We start from the raw sequence: 17901 nt of genomic DNA, 5'->3' as shown, positions 1-17901 counted from the left end.
AATATAAGTTACTTTTTTTCGTTATTATCTTCACTCTCAAACATGTTCAGCATCTTGAAAGTAGCTTTGATAGCAGCTTCGGTCTGGTCGGCATCAAGTCCTCGGGTGCGCCATATCTTATCTCCATCGCGCCACGTGATGATGGTCTGCACGAGGGCATCCGTTCTACCGCCTGGCGGTATCGTCACCTGATAGTTCTCAAGGCGTGGGAACTCACGATTCAGATTGACCTTATAGATTTTGCGCAACGACTTCACAAAGGCGTCATACTGTCCATCACCCGTTGAGTCGGCTGCATATTCCACGCCGTTGATATTCACCTTGACCGAGGCTATCGGCTTCAATCCGTAAGAGGTACTCACCATATAGGAAACGAGTTTTACCCGGTCTTCCGGCGTGTTATGCTTGAGTACGTCGCTCACGATATATGGCAGGTCATCTTGGGTTACAAGTTCTTTCTTATCTCCCAACTCAGTAACACGCATAGTGACGGCTTTCGTCTGTTCGGGAGTAAGCTCCAAACCTAAATCCTCCAGATTCTTGATGATGTTGGCCTTACCCGAGTTCTTGCCCAAGGCATAATCTCGATGACGCCCGAAACGCTCCGGAACCAAATCATTACAATATAGATTATCCTTGTTGTCGCCATCAGCATGTACTCCGGCAACCTGCGTAAACACATTATCTCCTACGACAGGTGTATTGGGAGCCACAGCTATTCCACTATATCCTTCCACAAGGTGGCTCAAGTCGAGCAACTGGTCTTCGTGGATATTGGTCTGCGTATGGTACATGTCCTTGAGGATAACCTGAACAGAAGCCAACGGCGCATTACCACAACGCTCTCCCAGTCCGTTGACTGTAACATGCAAACCCTTACAACCGCTAAAGACGGCAGCCAAAGAGTTGCTGACAGCCAAGTCATAATCATTATGGGCATGAAAGTCGAAATGCTCTGAAGGATAACGTTTTGTCATCTTTCGCAGATACTCCAGACATTGTAGTGGATTAAGGATACCCAGCGTATCAGGCAACAAGAATCGCTTGATGCCAATGGTATGGAGTTCGTCCATCATCTGATAGACAAAGTCGATGGAATCGCGCATTCCGCTCGACCAATCCTCAAGATATAGGTTTACGGTAAAACCTTGGGAATGAGCGTATTCCACCTCTTTTTTTATATCTGCAATATGTTGTTCGGGTGATTTCTTAAGTTGCTGGGTACAATGTTTCAGAGAACCTTTGGCAAGCAAATTAATCACCTTACCGCCACATTCCTTTATCCAGTCGATAGATTTATGTTGGTCTACGAAACCAAGAACCTCTACTCGCTCAAGCATACCTTTGCTAGCTGCATAGCGACAAATCATCTTTACAGCATCTTTCTCGCCCTCTGACACACGAGCTGAAGCCACCTCAATACGGTCGACATTCACATCAGTAAGTAGGCGACGAGCTATCATCAACTTCTCATGAGGCAAAAAAGACACTCCACTAGTTTGTTCTCCATCTCGGAGTGTACAGTCCATGATTTCAATAGCTGGATGCTGGTTGACTATTTGATTATTCAATTCACTCATACCCTTTCATACAATCTTTCGCCTTATTTATTGGCTTCCTCCCATTTTTCCACCTTGTCACGATTCTGTACAAGGAAATCAACATCATCAAGTCCATTTTCAAGACAATGTTTCTTATATCCATTAATCTCAAAATGCTCACTCTTGCCCGTTGCAAGATTCGTAACCGTCTGATTAGGCAAATCTACTTTTACCTCGGTCTTATGGTCGGCATCGATACTGGCAAAGAGTTCTTTGAGGAATGACTCACTCACCACGACAGGAAGCACAAAGTTATTGAGTTCGTTGTTCTTGTGGATATCAGCAAAGAAAGAACTGATAACAACTCGGAAACCTGCGCCGGCAATAGCCCAAGCGGCATGTTCACGAGAAGAACCGGAACCGAAGTTCTTACCAGCTACGAGGATAACACCACTATAAGAAGGGTCGTTCATTACGAAATCTTTCTTTGGCGTTCCATCAGCATTATATCTCCAATCGCGGAATAGGTTGTCGCCCATTCCCTTTTTGTCGGTAGCTTTAAGGAATCGAGCTGGGATTATCTGGTCTGTATCAACATTCTCTAAAGGAAGAGGTATGCATGATGATGTGATAACATTAAATTTCTGTTTCATAATTTTAATTTCTTGAGAATAAACAATTACATGAATTCACGTGGATCGGTAATTTTACCTGTGATAGCTGAAGCTGCAGCAACCAACGGACTAGCAAGAATGGTACGAGAACCCGGTCCTTGTCGTCCCTCGAAATTACGGTTACTTGTACTTACAGAATACTTTCCCGCAGGAATCTTATCATCATTCATAGCCAGACATGCAGAACATCCTGGTTGACGAATTTCAAAGCCTGCAGCTTCTACAATCTTATCGATGCCCTCTTCACGTATTTGTTTATCTACAGCCCACGAACCTGGTACAAGCCAAGCTGTTACACCTTCTGCCTTCTGCTTTCCTTTAACAATAGAAGCAAAGGCGCGGAAGTCTTCGATACGTCCATTCGTACATGCTCCGAGGAATACATAATCAATAGGATGACCAAGGAGTTTCTCTCCAGGTTCAAAACCCATATACTTCAAACTCATCTTGAAGCCAGCCTGTTCATTTTCGTCGATTTCATCGAGTGTAGGAACATTTCCGTTGATACCAATTCCCATACCAGGATTGGTTCCGTATGTGATGCGTGGCTCGATATCGGCTGCATCAAAATTGAGTTCCTTATCAAATACGGCATCATCTCCACTCTTCAGAGTCTTCCAATAAGCGACAGCCTTATCCCATTCCTCACCTTTAGGTGCATATTCGCGGCCCTTGATATATTCGAATGTCGTCTCATCCGGAGCAACAAAGCCACCACGAGCACCCATCTCGATACTAAGGTTACATAATGTCAATCGACCTTCCATACTCATATCACGAACTACCTGACCGGCATATTCCACAAAGTAACCTGTTGCACCAGAGGTTGTAAGTTTACTCATGATATACAGAGCAACATCCTTAGCGACAACACCTGGTTTCAACTTACCATTCACGTTGATGCGCATAGACTTAGGTTTACTCTGCAAAATACATTGACTGGCCATCACCATCTCTACTTCGGATGTACCAATACCGAAAGCTACAGCACCCATAGCGCCATGAGTGGAAGTATGAGAGTCACCACAAACGATCGTCATACCAGGCAAACTCAAACCCTTCTCAGGACCGACAACATGGATGATACCATTATCTTTAGTGTTCATCTTGAATTCGGTGACACCAAACTCAGCACAATTCTTGTCGAGAGTGTCTACCTGTTTTCTACCGATAGGATCTTCGATAGGTTTATCCTGATCGTGTGTCGGAATATTATGATCAGGCATACAGAATATATGGTCAGGACGAAAGATCTTCAATCCACGTTCACGCATTCCAGCAAAAGCCTGAGGCGATGTTACCTCATGGCAATACAGACGATCGATATAAAGTTGAGTAGGTCCGTCTGCAACAACCTGCACAACATGTTTATCCCAAATTTTATCAAATAAAGTATTCATAATGTTTTATTTTATTCTAAATTTATTGATACAGTCGATATAGGCTTCTACAGATGCGGTAACAATATCAGTGTTAGCTCCAAAGCCATAATATATATGTCCATCATACTCTACCTGCATATGGACCTTACCGACATCGTCCGACCCCTTATCGATAGCCTGGATGGTGAACTCCTTCAAAGTCATATTCTTTCGGATGATTCGCTTCAAAGCTCTGATAGCGGCATCCACAGGACCATTACCCGAAGAAGCTTCCTCAAACTTCTGTCCGCTGATATCAAGACCTATACTTGCTACACTCTTTACACCCTTACCTGTAGTAACCTGAAGGTAATCGAGTTTCACAGCATGATTTTCTGTATCATCAGCACCAGCCAGTACTAAGATATCAGCATCGGAAACCTCCTTCTTCTGATCGGCCAGGACGAGGAATTTCTTATAGATCTTATCAAGTTTTTCTTCATTCTCTATCTCCACACCATTCACCTGAAGGCGATATTTCAAAGCAGCACGACCGCTACGGGCTGTAAGAACGATAGCATTATCCTCAAGTCCTACATCCTTAGGATTGATAATCTCGTAGGTCTGTACATTCTTCAGCACGCCATCTTGATGGATACCACTAGAATGGGCAAAGGCGTTACGTCCGACAATAGCCTTGTTGGGTTGAACAGGCATATTCATCAAACTGCTTACCATACGGGAGGTAGGAATAATCTTTGGTGTATTGATATTCGTATCGATGCCGATACCCTTATGGCATTTCAAAATCATGGCAATCTCTTCGAGCGAGGTATTACCGGCACGCTCACCAATACCATTCATGGTAACCTCCACCTGACGGGCGCCATTCAGCACTCCTTGAAGGGTGTTGGCTGTGGCCATTCCTAAATCGTTATGACAATGGGTAGAGATACAGGCCTTGTCTATACCATCTACATGTTCCATCAAATATTTGATCTTGTTACCATACTCATCAGGAAGACAATAACCTGTAGTATCAGGAATGTTCACTACCGTAGCTCCAGCCTTGATGACAGCTTCTACCACGCGAGCCAAATACTCATTCTCCGTGCGACCGGCATCCTCAGCATAAAATTCTACATCCTCAACATACTTCTTAGCATATTTTACGGCAGCAACAGCACGCTCGATAATCTCCTTACGATTACTATTAAACTTATATTTAATATGAGAATCGCTTGTGCCGATACCTGTATGAATTCTTTTATGTTTGGCATATTTTAGAGATTCTGCAGCACAATCAATATCTTTTTGTACGGCTCTGGTCAACGCACAAATTGTTGGCCATGTCACAGCCTTACTGATTTCTACTACCGAATTAAAATCTCCAGGAGAGGAAATTGGGAACCCCGCTTCGATGACATCCACTCCGAGCTGTTCCAGTTGCTTAGCTACCTGTATTTTTTCTACAGTATTCAACTGGCAACCTGGTACCTGCTCGCCATCACGAAGGGTGGTATCAAAAATAAATAATCTGTCACTCATATCTCTTCTTATATTAACTCTTTGTTGTTTCTGCAAAACTTTAGATAAAAGAAAAAGCCTTCCACACTCCTAACGGAAGTGAGAAAGGCTCTTTCGACTCATTCACAGAGTTATAAGCATACCTTCTTACTTCCGGCCACTCGCTGTAGTCGAATTCGAATAATAATGCTTAAAATACTTTGTGAATTTGTCATCTCTCTTCGTCTTTATTCATTTACAGTTGCAAAGATATACATTTTTAGCGATTCTAACAAATAATTTATAACTTTTTTCTCTCTTATTCTAACATTTTGATATTTTTCTGCAATTTATTGGTATAATTCTAGCTATCCCATCCCATTTCCTTATCTCAAAACATATACTAATAAAAAGTCCCTCCAACCTACATATATAAATAGGTGAAGGGACACTAAAAACTAAAAAAACTAAAGTATCATGATTGCCATATTAGAATGGCAAATGAGAATCATCCGATGGAGGTGGTGGTATAGGAATATCCCTATTCATAGCACTTCCGACAATTTCGCCTTCATTCGAAGGACCGATAGCCGCATCTTCAGGATTTTGGAATCTAGTAAACTGTCCGGCAAAGTTGAGCAACACATCACCCGTAGCACCTTTACGATGCTTGGCGATAATGATCTGAGCCATACCATGCAAATCGTTACCTTTACTATCCTCATAGATATGATAATATTCCGGACGATGCACGAAGAGTACCATATCGGCATCCTGCTCGATGGCACCCGACTCACGCAAGTCGCTCAACTGAGGACGTTTACCCTCAAGACCTTCACGATTTTCTACATTACGACTCAACTGTGACAACGCCAAAATTGGGATATTCAACTCCTTAGCCAATCCCTTCAAGGAACGAGAGATCGTAGACACCTCTTCCTGACGACTACTGAATCGCATACCATTGGCGTTCATCAATTGAAGGTAGTCGATCATGATCACCTTCACACCCTTCTCGCGAACAAGTCGACGCGCCTTGGTCCTCAACTCAAAGACAGAAAGAGCAGGCGTATCATCCACATAGATTGGCGCACCCGTAAGCAAGCGCAATTTCGAGTCGAATCGCTTCCATTCCTCGCTATCCAACTGACCGTTCAAAATCTTACTGCCAGGAATTTCACAGACATTAGAGATCAGACGATTGACAAGTTGGACATTATTCATTTCTAGAGAGAAAAACGCGATAGGCACCTGATAATCCACAGCAATATTCTTGGCGATACTTAGCGCAAAAGAAGTTTTACCCATGGCAGGACGACCAGCGATAATCACGAGGTCAGAGGCTTGCCATCCCGAAGTTATGTCGTCAAGTCCCGTAAAGCCAGAAGGGATACCCGTAAGTCCGCCCGTATTACTAGCCGCAGCCTGAAGGATACGAGTGGCCTCCTTGATGACTGGGTCGATCTGCGTATACTCCTGTCGCATATTCTTCTGCGACAATTCAAAGAGAGCTCCCTCAGCATGCTGCATCAATTCATCGACATCCACCTGAGGATCAAAAGCATCAGTTTCCACCTCGCTAGCGAAGTGAATCAACTGCCGGGCCATAAATTTCTGTGCCAGAATATGAGCATGATACTCGATATTTGCCGAAGAAGCCACCTTGTCGGTAAGTTCCATGATATACGGAGCGCCACCTACTTCATCAAGATTTCCCTCATGACGGAGTTCTTCGGTAACAGTAAGCAAATCGACAGGCTTCTCGCTCATATTCATATTCTGAATAGCCTGATAGATTTTCTGATGGCGAGGGTCATAGAAAGTCTCCGGTCTCAGCAACTCAGAAACTACAGCGAAAGCATCCTTGTCTACCATCAAGGCACCAAGGACCACCTGCTCCATATCGACAGCCTGAGGCGGCAAATGTCCATAACTATTATCGATTGGCGCCGGGGTACGACGCCGAGTTGTCTTTTTTTCTGGCATATATTTCTACTTATTTAGATGCAAAGATAATAAAAAAAAGTAACTTTTATCATTACGATGATACTATTTTTTATGTTTTACATATGTTCTAGACAAATCTTTCTTGCAGATATTCAAGTTTTTCAACATATACTTGCTTTTATAATCGAAAAATTGTAATTTTGCAATACAAAATAGCCGACCATTTGTTGGCTTCATCATGATAATTTAAGTAGAACAGATATGATAGTTTTCCCTTGTGCCAAGATCAACCTTGGATTGAATATCACAGGATTGCGTGAAGATGGTTATCACGACTTAGAGACCGTCTTCTATCCTATTCCTGTAACCGATGCGCTAGAAGTCAAACACATGGATCCTGACTTCCCAAGCGACGTGGCTTGCGACCTGAAGATTACGGGTAACGCCGTAGATTGCAACGAAAGCGACAACCTTGTTGTCAAGGCTTATAATCTATTGGCCAGAGACTATAGTCTTCCTCGCGTACACACTCATCTGTGTAAAAGGATTCCTTCGCAAGCCGGACTGGGAGGAGGCTCGAGTGATGCTGCTTACATGATTAGATTGCTCGACGAGCGTTTCCGACTAAATATCGGTAATGCCGAGATGGAGCGATATGCCGCCCAATTGGGAGCCGATTGTGCGTTCTTCATCACAAGTGAACCAAGTTACGCCACGGGTATTGGAGAGATTCTGGAACCTGCCGACGGTCCTAAGGGCAATCTGAACGGCTATTATATCGTACTCGTAAAACCCGATGTTGCCGTAAGTACCGGAGCTGCCTATAAGATGATAGAATGTAGGAAACCAGCAAAGTCATGTCGCGAGATCGTACGACAGCCTATCGACACATGGAAAGAAGAATTGATAAACGACTTCGAGAAACCTGTTTTTGAGCAGCATCCTATTCTGGGAGAAATCAAGAATCGATTATATGAGATGGGCGCCAACTATGCAGCCATGAGCGGAAGCGGTAGCTGTATGTTTGGTATCTTTGAGCAAGAGCCTGAATTTGACGCTAATCAGGAATTCCCTAACACTTGGAACAAAACTTTAAGATTATAAGCATGAGAGATAATGGAAAAGAGCAATTTCCTATTGTCGATGAAATGGGAAATATTCTCGGAGCGATGAGCAGAGCGCATGCCCACGACGGTTCCAAGATTCTGCATCCTGTGGTCCATCTACACGTATTCAACAGCAAGGGCGAACTCTATCTGCAGCATCGTCCAGAGTGGAAAGACATTCAGCCTGACAAATGGGATACAGCTTGTGGTGGACATGTAGACTTAGGAGAAAGCGTACAACAAGCGTTACGGAGAGAGGTAGCCGAAGAATTGGGAATTACCGATTTCCAACCGGAATCCTTAGGCCATTACGTGTATGAAAGCGACAGAGAGAAAGAACTAGTATACGTACATCGATGCATCTACGACGGAGAGATACATCCAAGCGAAGAAGAACTCGAAGGAGGCCGTTTCTTCTCTACCGATGAAATCAAGCAAAATATAGGAAAAGGTGTATTCACCCCCAACTTTGAGAATGAATACACCAAATATTTTTTATAGTTTTCCGGCTTCACCTAGATAACTATCCTTGAATCCTAAGAAATACAAGATTCCATCAAGACCAAGGGTGTTGATACTTTGCTCAGCATTAGCCACCACTCTTGGTTTCGCATGGAATGCAATACCAAGGCCAGCTTCGCTGATCATAGGTAAGTCGTTAGCACCATCACCCACAGCAATAGTTTGAGCGAGATCAACCTTTTCAACCTGAGCAATAAGTTTCAAAAGTTCAGCCTTACGATGCCCATCGACGATCTCCCCCACATAATTACCTGTAAGTTTACCATCATCACCAATCTCCAACTCGTTGGCATACACATAGTCTACCCCATATCTACGTTGCAGATATTCGCCAAAATAGGTGAATCCACCACTCAGGATAGCAATTTTATATCCACATTGTTTAAGGACGGTCATCAGGCGGTCAGCCCCCTCGGTAATTGGTAGATTTTCTGCAATATCCTGCATCACGCTAACATCCAGTCCCTTGAGCAAAGCAACGCGCTCCTTAAAGCTTTCCTTGAAGTCGATTTCTCCACGCATAGCACGTGCAGTTATCTCAGCCACCTTATCGCCGACACCAGCTCTTTTGGCCAATTCATCGATACACTCCGTCTGGATGAGCGTAGAGTCCATATCGAAACAGATTAGTCGACGCATACGGCGATACATATCATCCTTCTGGAAAGAGAAGTCGATACCTTGATCCGAAGACAGATTCATCAGTCGCTTCTGCATATCGGAACGGTCGGCTGGTGTACCACGAAGTGAGAACTCGATACATGCACGCACGTTTCGCTCCGGATGAGCAATACTCATACGTCCGGTAAGACGAAGTATCGAGTCAATATTCAATCCCTGTTCAGCTATTACCTTTGTAGCCGCAGCAATCTGCTTAGCGGTAAGTTGTCTACCGATAAGGGTCAGAATATACCTATTTTTACCTTGGCGCCCTACCCAATTTTCATACTCATCATCGGTAATTGGCGTAAAGGCAATATTTACTCCAAGTTCATTAGCCTTAAAGAGAAGCTCCTTCATCACCTGTCCCGACTGCGCCTCCTTGATACGAATCAAGATACCCAACGACAGAGTGCTATGGATATCCGCCTGACCAATATCAAGAATCGTCGCGCCATGGCGTGCCAAGATCTCAGTAGCAGAAGCTGTCAGGCCAGGACGGTCCTGACCTGTAATACTTATTAAGATTTGTTCTTCTTTCATTACTTGAAATAATATAAGAAAGTGGCAAGACCGCTCAAAGCAGGTTTCTTTTCACCTTCTATCTCTATATCAAAACGAATTCCAGCCTTGCAGATTCCGCGTAGATTTTCGATGCTCTCAAGAGTTGTTACCAAGCGAACACGACTGCCTACCAATACAGGTTTGCCAAAACGCATCTGATCCATACCATAGTTGACCATCATCTTCAGGTTGTTCACCTCGATGATCTGATTCCAGAAATAAGGCAGCAACGACAGAGTGAGATAACCATGAGCGATAGTACTCTTATAAGGACTCTCCTCCTTGGCACGTTCCACATCCACGTGAATCCATTGATGGTCTAATGTAGCATCAGCAAAAGCATTAATACGCTCCTGGTCTACCTGAAGCCATTCAGAAGTACCAAGGACTTTGCCTAATTGAGCTGCAAACTCGTCGTAACTATTAATTACTAATTTTCCCATTTCTCTATATTTTTTAATTTGTTATTGTCGAATATTCTGCAAAATTAACAATAAAATCGGTAAAAACGCCCATATTTCCGAAAATCTTCATAACTTTGCATTTAATTATGAATCACATGATTAAAATTATACCTTTAAATTATAAGGTTGCCTTCTATTTTCTCATCATCTTGCTCATGGCAGCCCTTATATGGATATCGCTCCGTTTTTCAGTTAACTACGAAGAGACTTACAACAGTAGTGCCCGTATTCAGGCGGCTTCTTATTTCGAGCTGTCGGCCGATGGCCAACCCGTCTTGCAGTTCGACCGAGATACCACGATGTATGCGGCTTGTTGGACCGACGGTTGGGCGCTCATCCCTTCGTGTCATGGCCAGATGATTGCCTATATCAACGACCAGAAAATACGCGACAGATATGTCTCTATGTCGAGCGAAACTTTCGTCGGTAAATGTATCGACTCCTTAGATACCCGATGCAAACACCTTGAACATATATTAGGTGAACTCAAGTATTATGCGCGCGTGCACAACCCTCGGGATGAGGGATACGAGATGGTGATGAAATACTACGATACGCAACGGAAGTTGCACGATTCGATTCATCGCCAACTCGACACGTTGCGTGCTATTCGGCACAAAGACAAGCTCTCCATCCAATATCACACGAATTATCGGGTGGTATATGATGACAACTATAACCATGAAATTTCCATGAATTGCTTTGTCAAGAAGCATCTCGAGGACGCTTATCTCTTGATGCAGACTTCAAACAAGACCAAACCCCAAGGAGTGATGTCGCAACCGGTTCTACTGGCCAAGCGGATTGTATGCAACATGGCACGAAGTGTGCGACGAGAAATAGATTTCTCCTTGCGTCCCGATTCTGATGGCCTATACTGGGGATGTTACAATTCAGAATTTCTACCCGAGGGGCATGGCTGCTATTTAGCCAATAACGGCGATTTCTACGAGGGACATTGGAAGAATGGACTTCGCGATGGTTTCGGGTTCTCCATTAGTGACCGCAAGGGCCTACGAACGGGAGAATGGATCAAAAACACATTCAAAGGTGAGCGAATGTTATACAGTTCTGAGCGAATCTATGGAATAGACATCTCCAAATATCAGCATATCATCGGAAAAGAACATTGGGCCATAGATTGGGCGAACCTGCGCATCTCCAGTTTAGGATCTATCAGTAAGAAGCGTGTCAAAGGATCTATCGATTATCCGGTAAGATTCATCTACATCAAGAGTACCGAGGGTACTACCGTAATGAATCCATACTATCACAAGGACTATCGCAACGCCCATGCCCATGGTTATCGGGTGGGCACTTACCATTTCTTCTCCACTCGTACCAGCGGTCGACAGCAAGCAGCATTCTTCATCAAGAAGTCCAATCTTAGACGAGGTGACTTTCCACCTGTTCTCGATGTGGAACCTTCGAATGCCCAGATTCGCGAGATGGGTGGTGATAATGTGCTGTTCGCCAACATAAGACAATGGTTGGATATTGTAGAGAAACATTGTGGGGTAAAACCTATCTTGTATATCAGCCAAAGTTTCGTGAACCATCATCTTGACAAAGCACCCGACCTGAAACACAACTATCGTGTATGGATAGCACGCTATGGCGAATACAAACCGGATGTACGTTTGGCCGTATGGCAATTATGCCCGGATGGTCGTGTGAAAGGAATCAAGAGTACTGTTGATATAAATGTATTCAACGGCTTTGAGTCGGAATATCAGAACTTTCTGCGTTGGCAACTGATCAGATAATCTGATATACCCATCATAATATAAAGCAAAAATAAAGACGAATCTTTTTTTTAGATTCGTCTTTATTATTTCGACACGTAAATGTTAGTTGTACCAAATCTCTCCACCCATAATAAAGTGGTTTTCGTTGTCTTTCTTCACAGACTTAGAATAATCTACAAAGAATTGTTCTTTAACTTCTTTCATGATAGATAAATTAATGTTATTAGTTCACTTGTTTAATACGAAAGGGGCATTCCCCCTACTTACTGTTCTGCAAAGATAAATATAAAATTGATATGTGTCAAGAGGTAATACTGAATATTTTTAAGTTTTTATATTATTTTAGTAATACTACTTAAACATAATAACAACGCGAATTCAACTAGTAAGTGCAATTTTACAATATTTTTTTTATAAAAGCATTCCAACAACCATTAATAAAACAATCTTTTCCATTTTATATAAATTAAGTTTGTAAAAAGCATTTGAAAGGTACAACGATAATTTCAAAGCACTATACCCAAAATAGGCAAAAAAAATGCAGACAAACTTCACAGTTTATCTGCATTAACATGCTTTGTAATTTATGATTTATTCAAAAAAAAGCAATTGTTGCTTATTTCAGTCGCTTATATCCGTATGCAGCAATATCACCCAATTCCTCCTCAATGCGAATCAGCTGATTATACTTAGCCATACGGTCAGTACGAGAGAGTGAACCAGTTTTGATTTGCCCAGAGTTTGTGGCTACGGCTATATCGGCAATCGTGGTGTCCTCAGTTTCGCCCGAGCGGTGTGAGGTCACTGTGGTATAACCGTGACGATGAGCCATTTCTATAGCCTCCAAAGTCTCTGTGAGCGAACCTATCTGATTCACTTTTATAAGTATAGAGTTTGCAGCACCCATCTTGATGCCTTTCTCCAAGAATTTCGTATTGGTAACAAACAAGTCGTCGCCAACCAACTGGCAACTGTCTCCAATTTTCTCTGTCAACTTCACCCAATTCTCCCAATCATTTTCATCAAGTCCATCCTCAATGGAGTCGATAGGATATTTAGTGATGAGTTTTTCAAGATATGCAATCTGCTCGTCAGCCGAAAGTTTTTTGCCATTAGGATCCTTTTTTGCTCCATTCTTAAGTTGTCGATAGTCGTAATACCATTTTCCATTCTCACAAATAGCGAACTCAGAAGCAGCACAATCCATGGCAATCTTTACATCTTTTCCAGGTTCATAACCAGCCTTCTTGATAGCTTCTACGATAGTGTCGAGAGCATCCTCGATGCCATCAAAGTTTGGAGCATATCCACCTTCATCGCCAACAGCAGTTGAAAGACCACGAGCCTTCAGCAACTTCGCCAGATTATGAAACACCTCAGAACCCATACGGATAGCTTCACGCTCGTTGCTGGCACCAACGGGACGAATCATAAACTCTTGGAAGGCAATAGGAGCTGCAGAGTGAGCGCCACCATTCACGATATTCATCATAGGTACAGGTAATGTGTAAGCATTGCAGCCACCTATATATCTATAAAGAGGTATGTTAAGAGCCTTGGCAGCTGCCTTGGCACAGGCCAGCGATACACCAAGAATAGCATTGGCGCCTAACTTTGATTTTGTAGGAGTACCATCAAGAGCTATCATCTTATAGTCGAGAGCACGCTGTTCAAATACGCAATCACCCTTTAGTGCAGGTGCAATCACCTTGTTTACGTTATCAACAGCCTTCAGTACACCCTTGCCCAGATAGCGTCCTTTATCGCCATCTCGAAGTTCCAAAGCTTCGTTTTCACCTGTTGATGCACCTGATGGTACAGCAGCGCGCCCCATTACACCATTTTCAAGTGTTACTTCTACTTCTACTGTTGGGTTACCTCTTGAATCGAGGATTTCTCTTGCATGAATCTTTTCAATTCTCATAATTCTTTTATTTTAATTGTATAAGAATAATATTCTAAGTTCTTTAGCGGACCCCTGATAAATCATAATGCAAAGATACGATGAAAATTACAACGGCACAATACCCAAAAATAAGTGTTCTTTCATCGGTACATATAAAGTCTCTACTAAAACGCTATTAACTAAAAGTAGGTATCCTCATAGACTATCTAATGAATTATTTTCACAATATTTAAACATTTTCTTGGAACTGTTAAAAGAAAATGGTTTTATCTTTTTTCTCCATCTAGAAAATTTTGGAGCCTCTAAAACATTCACAAGTATGAGAAATACTTCTCAAAGAGATGGTTTTCTGAATGAAGTTAACTTCATCGGCTTACACAGTTAACTTCGTAAACTTACACAGATGGGTATATCACCTTGTGCAGTTAACAGAAGAAACCTATTAATCCAGTATTTTGAGGGGTGAAGCCAAACATAGAAATTATAACTTGTTGACTATCAGATAATTATATTTTGTTTATAATTTTAATATTTATAATCAACCCATCTTCAATTCTGAATTTGCAAATTATGAGCACCTTTCCTCGGTTGAAAATTAAACAACGAAAGGTTCGTTAAACTTTCCTGAATTCAACGGGTAATTGCAATTTCACGATATTCATTCTGTTTGATTGGTCTCACGCTCAAAGGACGGCTATCCGGTTTATCTTTCTCTCCTCAAAGGCATCCAACTGGCGGGCCATCTCCTCACGACCATAATCTATGATTTCCTCGGCATTATTGAAATCCATCATACCAAACTTGGTAAGCGGCACGTCGACACAAATGTCCGGGGGCGTGATCTTCATGGCCATCTGAGTGTTGGTGATCACAGCAACCTGAGAAACTCGTACAGCCATCTTGAAATAGTTGTCGGTAGACGTCCAAGGGGTATCGTCGGGGGCACTCACGTTGACGGCAACAAGGATGTCGTGAGGATGACGTTGCACACGATTCAAAGGTAGCGTGTTGTGTATGCTTCCATCAACATATACGTGATGGCCCTCGATTACGGGTTTAAAAAAACAGGGGATAGAGATGGATGCGCGGATGGCTTGAGATAGCATGCCTTCGTAAAAAACTTTTTCGCTTCCGTCTGATAGGTCGGAGGCCACGCAACAGAAATTCTTCGGCAGATCTTCGATACGAGTGTCGCCAACGAGTTCGTTCAAGATATCCATCAGTTTGTTTCCTGACATCAGATGGTTGAACCCCGGAGAGATGTCCATGATATGCAGCATCTCCTTCCTGTTGATTCCCAAGACGATAGACTTCAACTCTTGAAGTTTTTCGGCAGCATATAAGCCACCCACGAGAGCTCCAATAGATGTTCCTGCTACCGACGTGATATGATAGCCCCGACGCTCCAACTCCTCGATAGCCCCGATATGCGCATAGCCTCGTGCGCCACCACCGGAAAGCACAAGGGCAACGTCACGAGGCGCTACCCTATGTGTAAAAATATTTTTAATTCTTTGAAAAAAATCCGTCACCATATTATCATTAATCTTCCATGAGTTTGCGATAACGCGTCTTCTTGATTTCCTCGTTACCCATTCGCATGGCTTTGTTGATTTCGTATTCCGAATAGTCGCCCTCGAAGAATACCACCTCTCCGTTGCCTTCGAAAGCAAGGATATGTGTACAGATACGGTCGAGGAACCAACGGTCGTGACTGATGACGACGGCACATCCGGCAAAGGTTTCGAGACCTTCCTCGAGCGCACGAAGCGTGTTCACGTCGATATCGTTAGTAGGCTCATCGAGGAGCAACACATTACCCTCTTGTTTGAGTGCCATAGCCAGTTGTAAGCGGTTACGCTCACCACCCGAGAGCACCCCACAGAGTTTACCTTGATCGTTGCCGGAGAAGTTGAAACGAGAAAGGTATGCACGCGCGTTGACATCACGACCGCCCATACGAAGTGTCTCGTTGCCTTGTGAAACGACATCATAAACCGTCTTGTTAGGGTCGATATCCTTATGCTGTTGGTCGACATAAGCGAGTTTTACGGTCTCTCCCACCTCGAATTCGCCCCCATCAACCTTTTCCAGTCCCATGATCATACGGAAGAGTGTGGTCTTACCGGCTCCATTAGCTCCGATGACACCCACGATACCGTTAGGAGGGAGCATGAAGTTGAGGTCGTTGAAGAGAACCTTCTCTCCGAAAGCCTTCTTGACATGCTTGGCCTCGATGACCTTGTTGCCCAAGCGCGGACCGTTAGGAATGAAAATCTCGAGTTTCTCCTCACGCTCTTTCTGTTCCTGGTTCAACATCTGCTCATAACTATTGAGTCGGGCCTTGCCCTTAGCCTGTCGAGCTTTAGGTGCCATCCTAACCCATTCGAGCTCACGCTGGAGCGTCTTGCGGCGCTTAGAAGCCGTCTTCTCCTCCTGAGCCATACGGGCCGTCTTCTGTTCGAGCCAAGACGAGTAATTACCCTTCCAAGGAATACCCTCGCCGCGATCGAGCTCGAGAATCCATTCAGACACATCATCAAGGAAATATCGGTCGTGGGTGACGGCGATTACCGTACCCTCATATTGCTGCAGATGCTGTTCGAGCCAGTCGATACTTTCTGCATCAAGATGGTTGGTAGGCTCATCGAGGAGCAGAACGTCTGGTTTTTGGAGCAACAATCGGCAGAGAGCCACACGACGACGCTCACCCCCGGAAAGGTTTTTTACAGACCAGTCGGCAGGTGGACATCGCAAAGCATCCATAGCACGCTCAAGTTTGGAGTCGATATTCCAAGCATCGGTAGCATCGATGATGTCTTGTACCTCAGCCTGTCGTTGCATCAACTTATCCATCTTGTCAGGATCGCTATAATACTCCTCCTCGCCGAATTTCTTGTTGATGTCGTCATATTCTTTCAGAGCATCATAGATGTGTTGCACACCTTCCTGTACGTTCTCCTTGACCGTCTTGTTATCATCGAGAGGAGGATCTTGCGGAAGATAACCAACGCTATAGCCCGGGCTCCAAACCACCTCGCCCTGAGTGGGTTGTTCCAATCCGGCGATAATCTTCATGAGGGTAGACTTTCCCGCACCATTAAGACCGATGATACCGATTTTAGCGCCATAGAAGAACGAGAGATAGATGTTCTTGAGTACTTGTTTCTGATTCTGTGGGATGATCTTAGAAACACCCACCATAGAGAAGATAATTTTCTTGTCGTCGACTGTTGCCATTGAATATAATAATTGATTTTCGGACAAAGATAATATATTTTTTCGATATTTGCATGGATAAGGATGCTTTTTCATAAATTTTTCCGATAGCTATCTATAAGACGAAGAAAATGCTCTCCAAATGAATATAGACAGTCTCATAGTACGGAAACGCCAGAGGTATAAAAAAAGCAAAGGAGCCGAAGATCACTCCCCAGCTCCTTCTTTTCCTAATTACTTACCTTTTAATATTACGCTTTATAATTCTTGTAAGAACTAATACCTTACTAAAGTTTCGCAAGTGAATATGTATTCATTAAGCGACATTTAAATTGTGCATTTTATACAATTTATGGAACTTTGGATTATCTTCAATAAGTGCGCTAAGCAACTCGCTGGCATCAGCAGATACCAATGCTGCTATTTCCAGAATGATATCCAGTATGAGTTCCCATATCTTGTCCGTTACAGACAGCTCTAGAGATTCATCCATAGCATCTACAAAGAGCATACCGATGGTTTCATACGATTCAAATCGCTTCACTGTACAAAGTATGTTGTACTGCATCAAAGTTAGTGTAAAACTAGCAATCTGTGCAGAGAAATGAATCGACTGGCATCTGCCAAGATTCAGAAGAGTCTTGCAATCGCGATATGCACATTCCGTAGCCCAACGCATAGAG

13 protein-coding genes and 1 pseudogene are annotated in these 17901 nt (G+C 43.3%); 3 read left to right on the top strand and 11 right to left on the bottom strand.

The window, feature by feature from the left end; translation table 11 throughout:
- Positions 1–8: 8 nt before the first annotated feature.
- The 5 genes from K333_RS0104245 to dnaB all read right to left on the bottom strand — a co-directional run bounded on the left by K333_RS0104245 (position 9) and on the right by dnaB (position 7068).
- Positions 9–1580 carry an alpha-isopropylmalate synthase regulatory domain-containing protein gene (locus tag K333_RS0104245; protein ID WP_024990607.1) on the bottom strand — a complete coding sequence of 524 codons (1572 nt, stop codon included), beginning with the start codon at positions 1578–1580 and terminating at the stop codon, positions 9–11.
- 23 nt (positions 1581–1603) lie between these two features.
- A complete protein-coding gene (gene leuD / locus K333_RS0104240; RefSeq protein ID WP_024990608.1) occupies positions 1604–2194 on the bottom strand; it encodes a 3-isopropylmalate dehydratase small subunit in 591 nt (196 codons plus the stop codon).
- Between the two features lie 26 nt (positions 2195–2220).
- The gene (leuC, locus tag K333_RS0104235; RefSeq protein WP_024990609.1) at positions 2221–3615 is read right to left on the bottom strand and encodes a 3-isopropylmalate dehydratase large subunit; all 1395 of its coding nucleotides are present in this window, start codon (positions 3613–3615) and stop codon (positions 2221–2223) included.
- 6 nt (positions 3616–3621) lie between these two features.
- Positions 3622–5124: a 2-isopropylmalate synthase gene (locus K333_RS0104230; protein WP_024990610.1), complete on the bottom strand. Its 1503-nt coding sequence runs from the start codon at positions 5122–5124 to the stop codon at positions 3622–3624.
- Positions 5125–5571: 447 nt separating this feature from the next.
- Positions 5572–7068: a replicative DNA helicase gene (gene dnaB / locus K333_RS0104225; protein ID WP_024990611.1), complete on the bottom strand. Its 1497-nt coding sequence runs from the start codon at positions 7066–7068 to the stop codon at positions 5572–5574.
- A 222-nt stretch (positions 7069–7290) separates the two neighbouring features.
- Here dnaB and ispE point away from each other — a divergent pair, with 222 nt between their 5' ends.
- On the top strand, positions 7291–8133 hold the full coding sequence (gene ispE, locus K333_RS0104220) for a 4-(cytidine 5'-diphospho)-2-C-methyl-D-erythritol kinase (RefSeq protein ID WP_027452371.1): 843 nt from the start codon (positions 7291–7293) through the stop codon (positions 8131–8133).
- A 2-nt stretch (positions 8134–8135) separates the two neighbouring features.
- Positions 8136–8636, top strand: coding sequence for an NUDIX hydrolase (locus K333_RS0104215; RefSeq protein WP_024990612.1), 501 nt, complete (start codon positions 8136–8138; stop codon positions 8634–8636).
- Here the strand turns inward: K333_RS0104215 and serB are convergent.
- Entirely contained in the window at positions 8631–9860 is a 1230-nt protein-coding gene (serB, locus tag K333_RS0104210) for a phosphoserine phosphatase SerB (RefSeq protein WP_027452370.1), read from the bottom strand. The genes K333_RS0104215 and serB overlap by 6 nt on opposite strands.
- Positions 9860–10324 carry a MaoC family dehydratase gene (locus K333_RS0104205; RefSeq protein WP_024990614.1) on the bottom strand — a complete coding sequence of 155 codons (465 nt, stop codon included), beginning with the start codon at positions 10322–10324 and terminating at the stop codon, positions 9860–9862. The genes serB and K333_RS0104205 overlap by 1 nt, the downstream gene beginning before the upstream one ends.
- A 116-nt stretch (positions 10325–10440) precedes the next feature.
- On the opposite strand from K333_RS0104205, the gene K333_RS11910 reads away from it, so the two are divergent.
- Positions 10441–12111: a GH25 family lysozyme gene (locus K333_RS11910; RefSeq protein WP_244870408.1), complete on the top strand. Its 1671-nt coding sequence runs from the start codon at positions 10441–10443 to the stop codon at positions 12109–12111.
- A 598-nt stretch (positions 12112–12709) separates the two neighbouring features.
- Here the strand turns inward: K333_RS11910 and eno are convergent.
- From eno to K333_RS13280, 4 genes and pseudogenes are all read right to left on the bottom strand, one after another.
- On the bottom strand, positions 12710–14017 hold the full coding sequence (gene eno / locus K333_RS0104195; RefSeq protein WP_027452369.1) for a phosphopyruvate hydratase: 1308 nt from the start codon (positions 14015–14017) through the stop codon (positions 12710–12712).
- A gap of 665 nt (positions 14018–14682) precedes the next feature.
- Positions 14683–15534: a patatin-like phospholipase family protein gene (locus K333_RS11905; protein ID WP_051230875.1), complete on the bottom strand. Its 852-nt coding sequence runs from the start codon at positions 15532–15534 to the stop codon at positions 14683–14685.
- Positions 15535–15541: 7 nt separating this feature from the next.
- Positions 15542–17239 carry an energy-dependent translational throttle protein EttA gene (gene ettA, locus K333_RS0104180; protein WP_024990617.1) on the bottom strand — a complete coding sequence of 566 codons (1698 nt, stop codon included), beginning with the start codon at positions 17237–17239 and terminating at the stop codon, positions 15542–15544.
- Between the two features lie 295 nt (positions 17240–17534).
- Positions 17535–17901: pseudogene (locus K333_RS13280) on the bottom strand (IS4 family transposase); the annotation flags it as partial.

Origin of the sequence: Segatella albensis DSM 11370 = JCM 12258, from assembly GCF_000426565.1 — a bacterium.
GTDB lineage: Bacteria > Bacteroidota > Bacteroidia > Bacteroidales > Bacteroidaceae > Prevotella > Prevotella albensis.
This window is presented reverse-complemented; position numbering and strand designations above follow the sequence as displayed.

Bases quoted from the DNA above. Each gene is read 5' to 3' on its own strand.
- K333_RS0104245 (WP_024990607.1), bottom strand. From the start codon at position 1,580: ATGAGTGAATTGAATAATCAAATAGTCAACCAGCATCCAGCTATTGAA.
- leuD (WP_024990608.1), bottom strand. From the start codon at position 2,194: ATGAAACAGAAATTTAATGTTATCACATCATCATGCATACCTCTTCCT.
- leuC (WP_024990609.1), bottom strand. From the start codon at position 3,615: ATGAATACTTTATTTGATAAAATTTGGGATAAACATGTTGTGCAGGTT.
- K333_RS0104230 (WP_024990610.1), bottom strand. From the start codon at position 5,124: ATGAGTGACAGATTATTTATTTTTGATACCACCCTTCGTGATGGCGAG.
- dnaB (WP_024990611.1), bottom strand. From the start codon at position 7,068: ATGCCAGAAAAAAAGACAACTCGGCGTCGTACCCCGGCGCCAATCGAT.
- ispE (WP_027452371.1), top strand. From the start codon at position 7,291: ATGATAGTTTTCCCTTGTGCCAAGATCAACCTTGGATTGAATATCACA.
- K333_RS0104215 (WP_024990612.1), top strand. From the start codon at position 8,136: ATGAGAGATAATGGAAAAGAGCAATTTCCTATTGTCGATGAAATGGGA.
- serB (WP_027452370.1), bottom strand. From the start codon at position 9,860: ATGAAAGAAGAACAAATCTTAATAAGTATTACAGGTCAGGACCGTCCT.
- K333_RS0104205 (WP_024990614.1), bottom strand. From the start codon at position 10,324: ATGGGAAAATTAGTAATTAATAGTTACGACGAGTTTGCAGCTCAATTA.
- K333_RS11910 (WP_244870408.1), top strand. From the start codon at position 10,441: ATGATTAAAATTATACCTTTAAATTATAAGGTTGCCTTCTATTTTCTC.
- eno (WP_027452369.1), bottom strand. From the start codon at position 14,017: ATGAGAATTGAAAAGATTCATGCAAGAGAAATCCTCGATTCAAGAGGT.
- K333_RS11905 (WP_051230875.1), bottom strand. From the start codon at position 15,534: ATGGTGACGGATTTTTTTCAAAGAATTAAAAATATTTTTACACATAGG.
- ettA (WP_024990617.1), bottom strand. From the start codon at position 17,239: ATGGCAACAGTCGACGACAAGAAAATTATCTTCTCTATGGTGGGTGTT.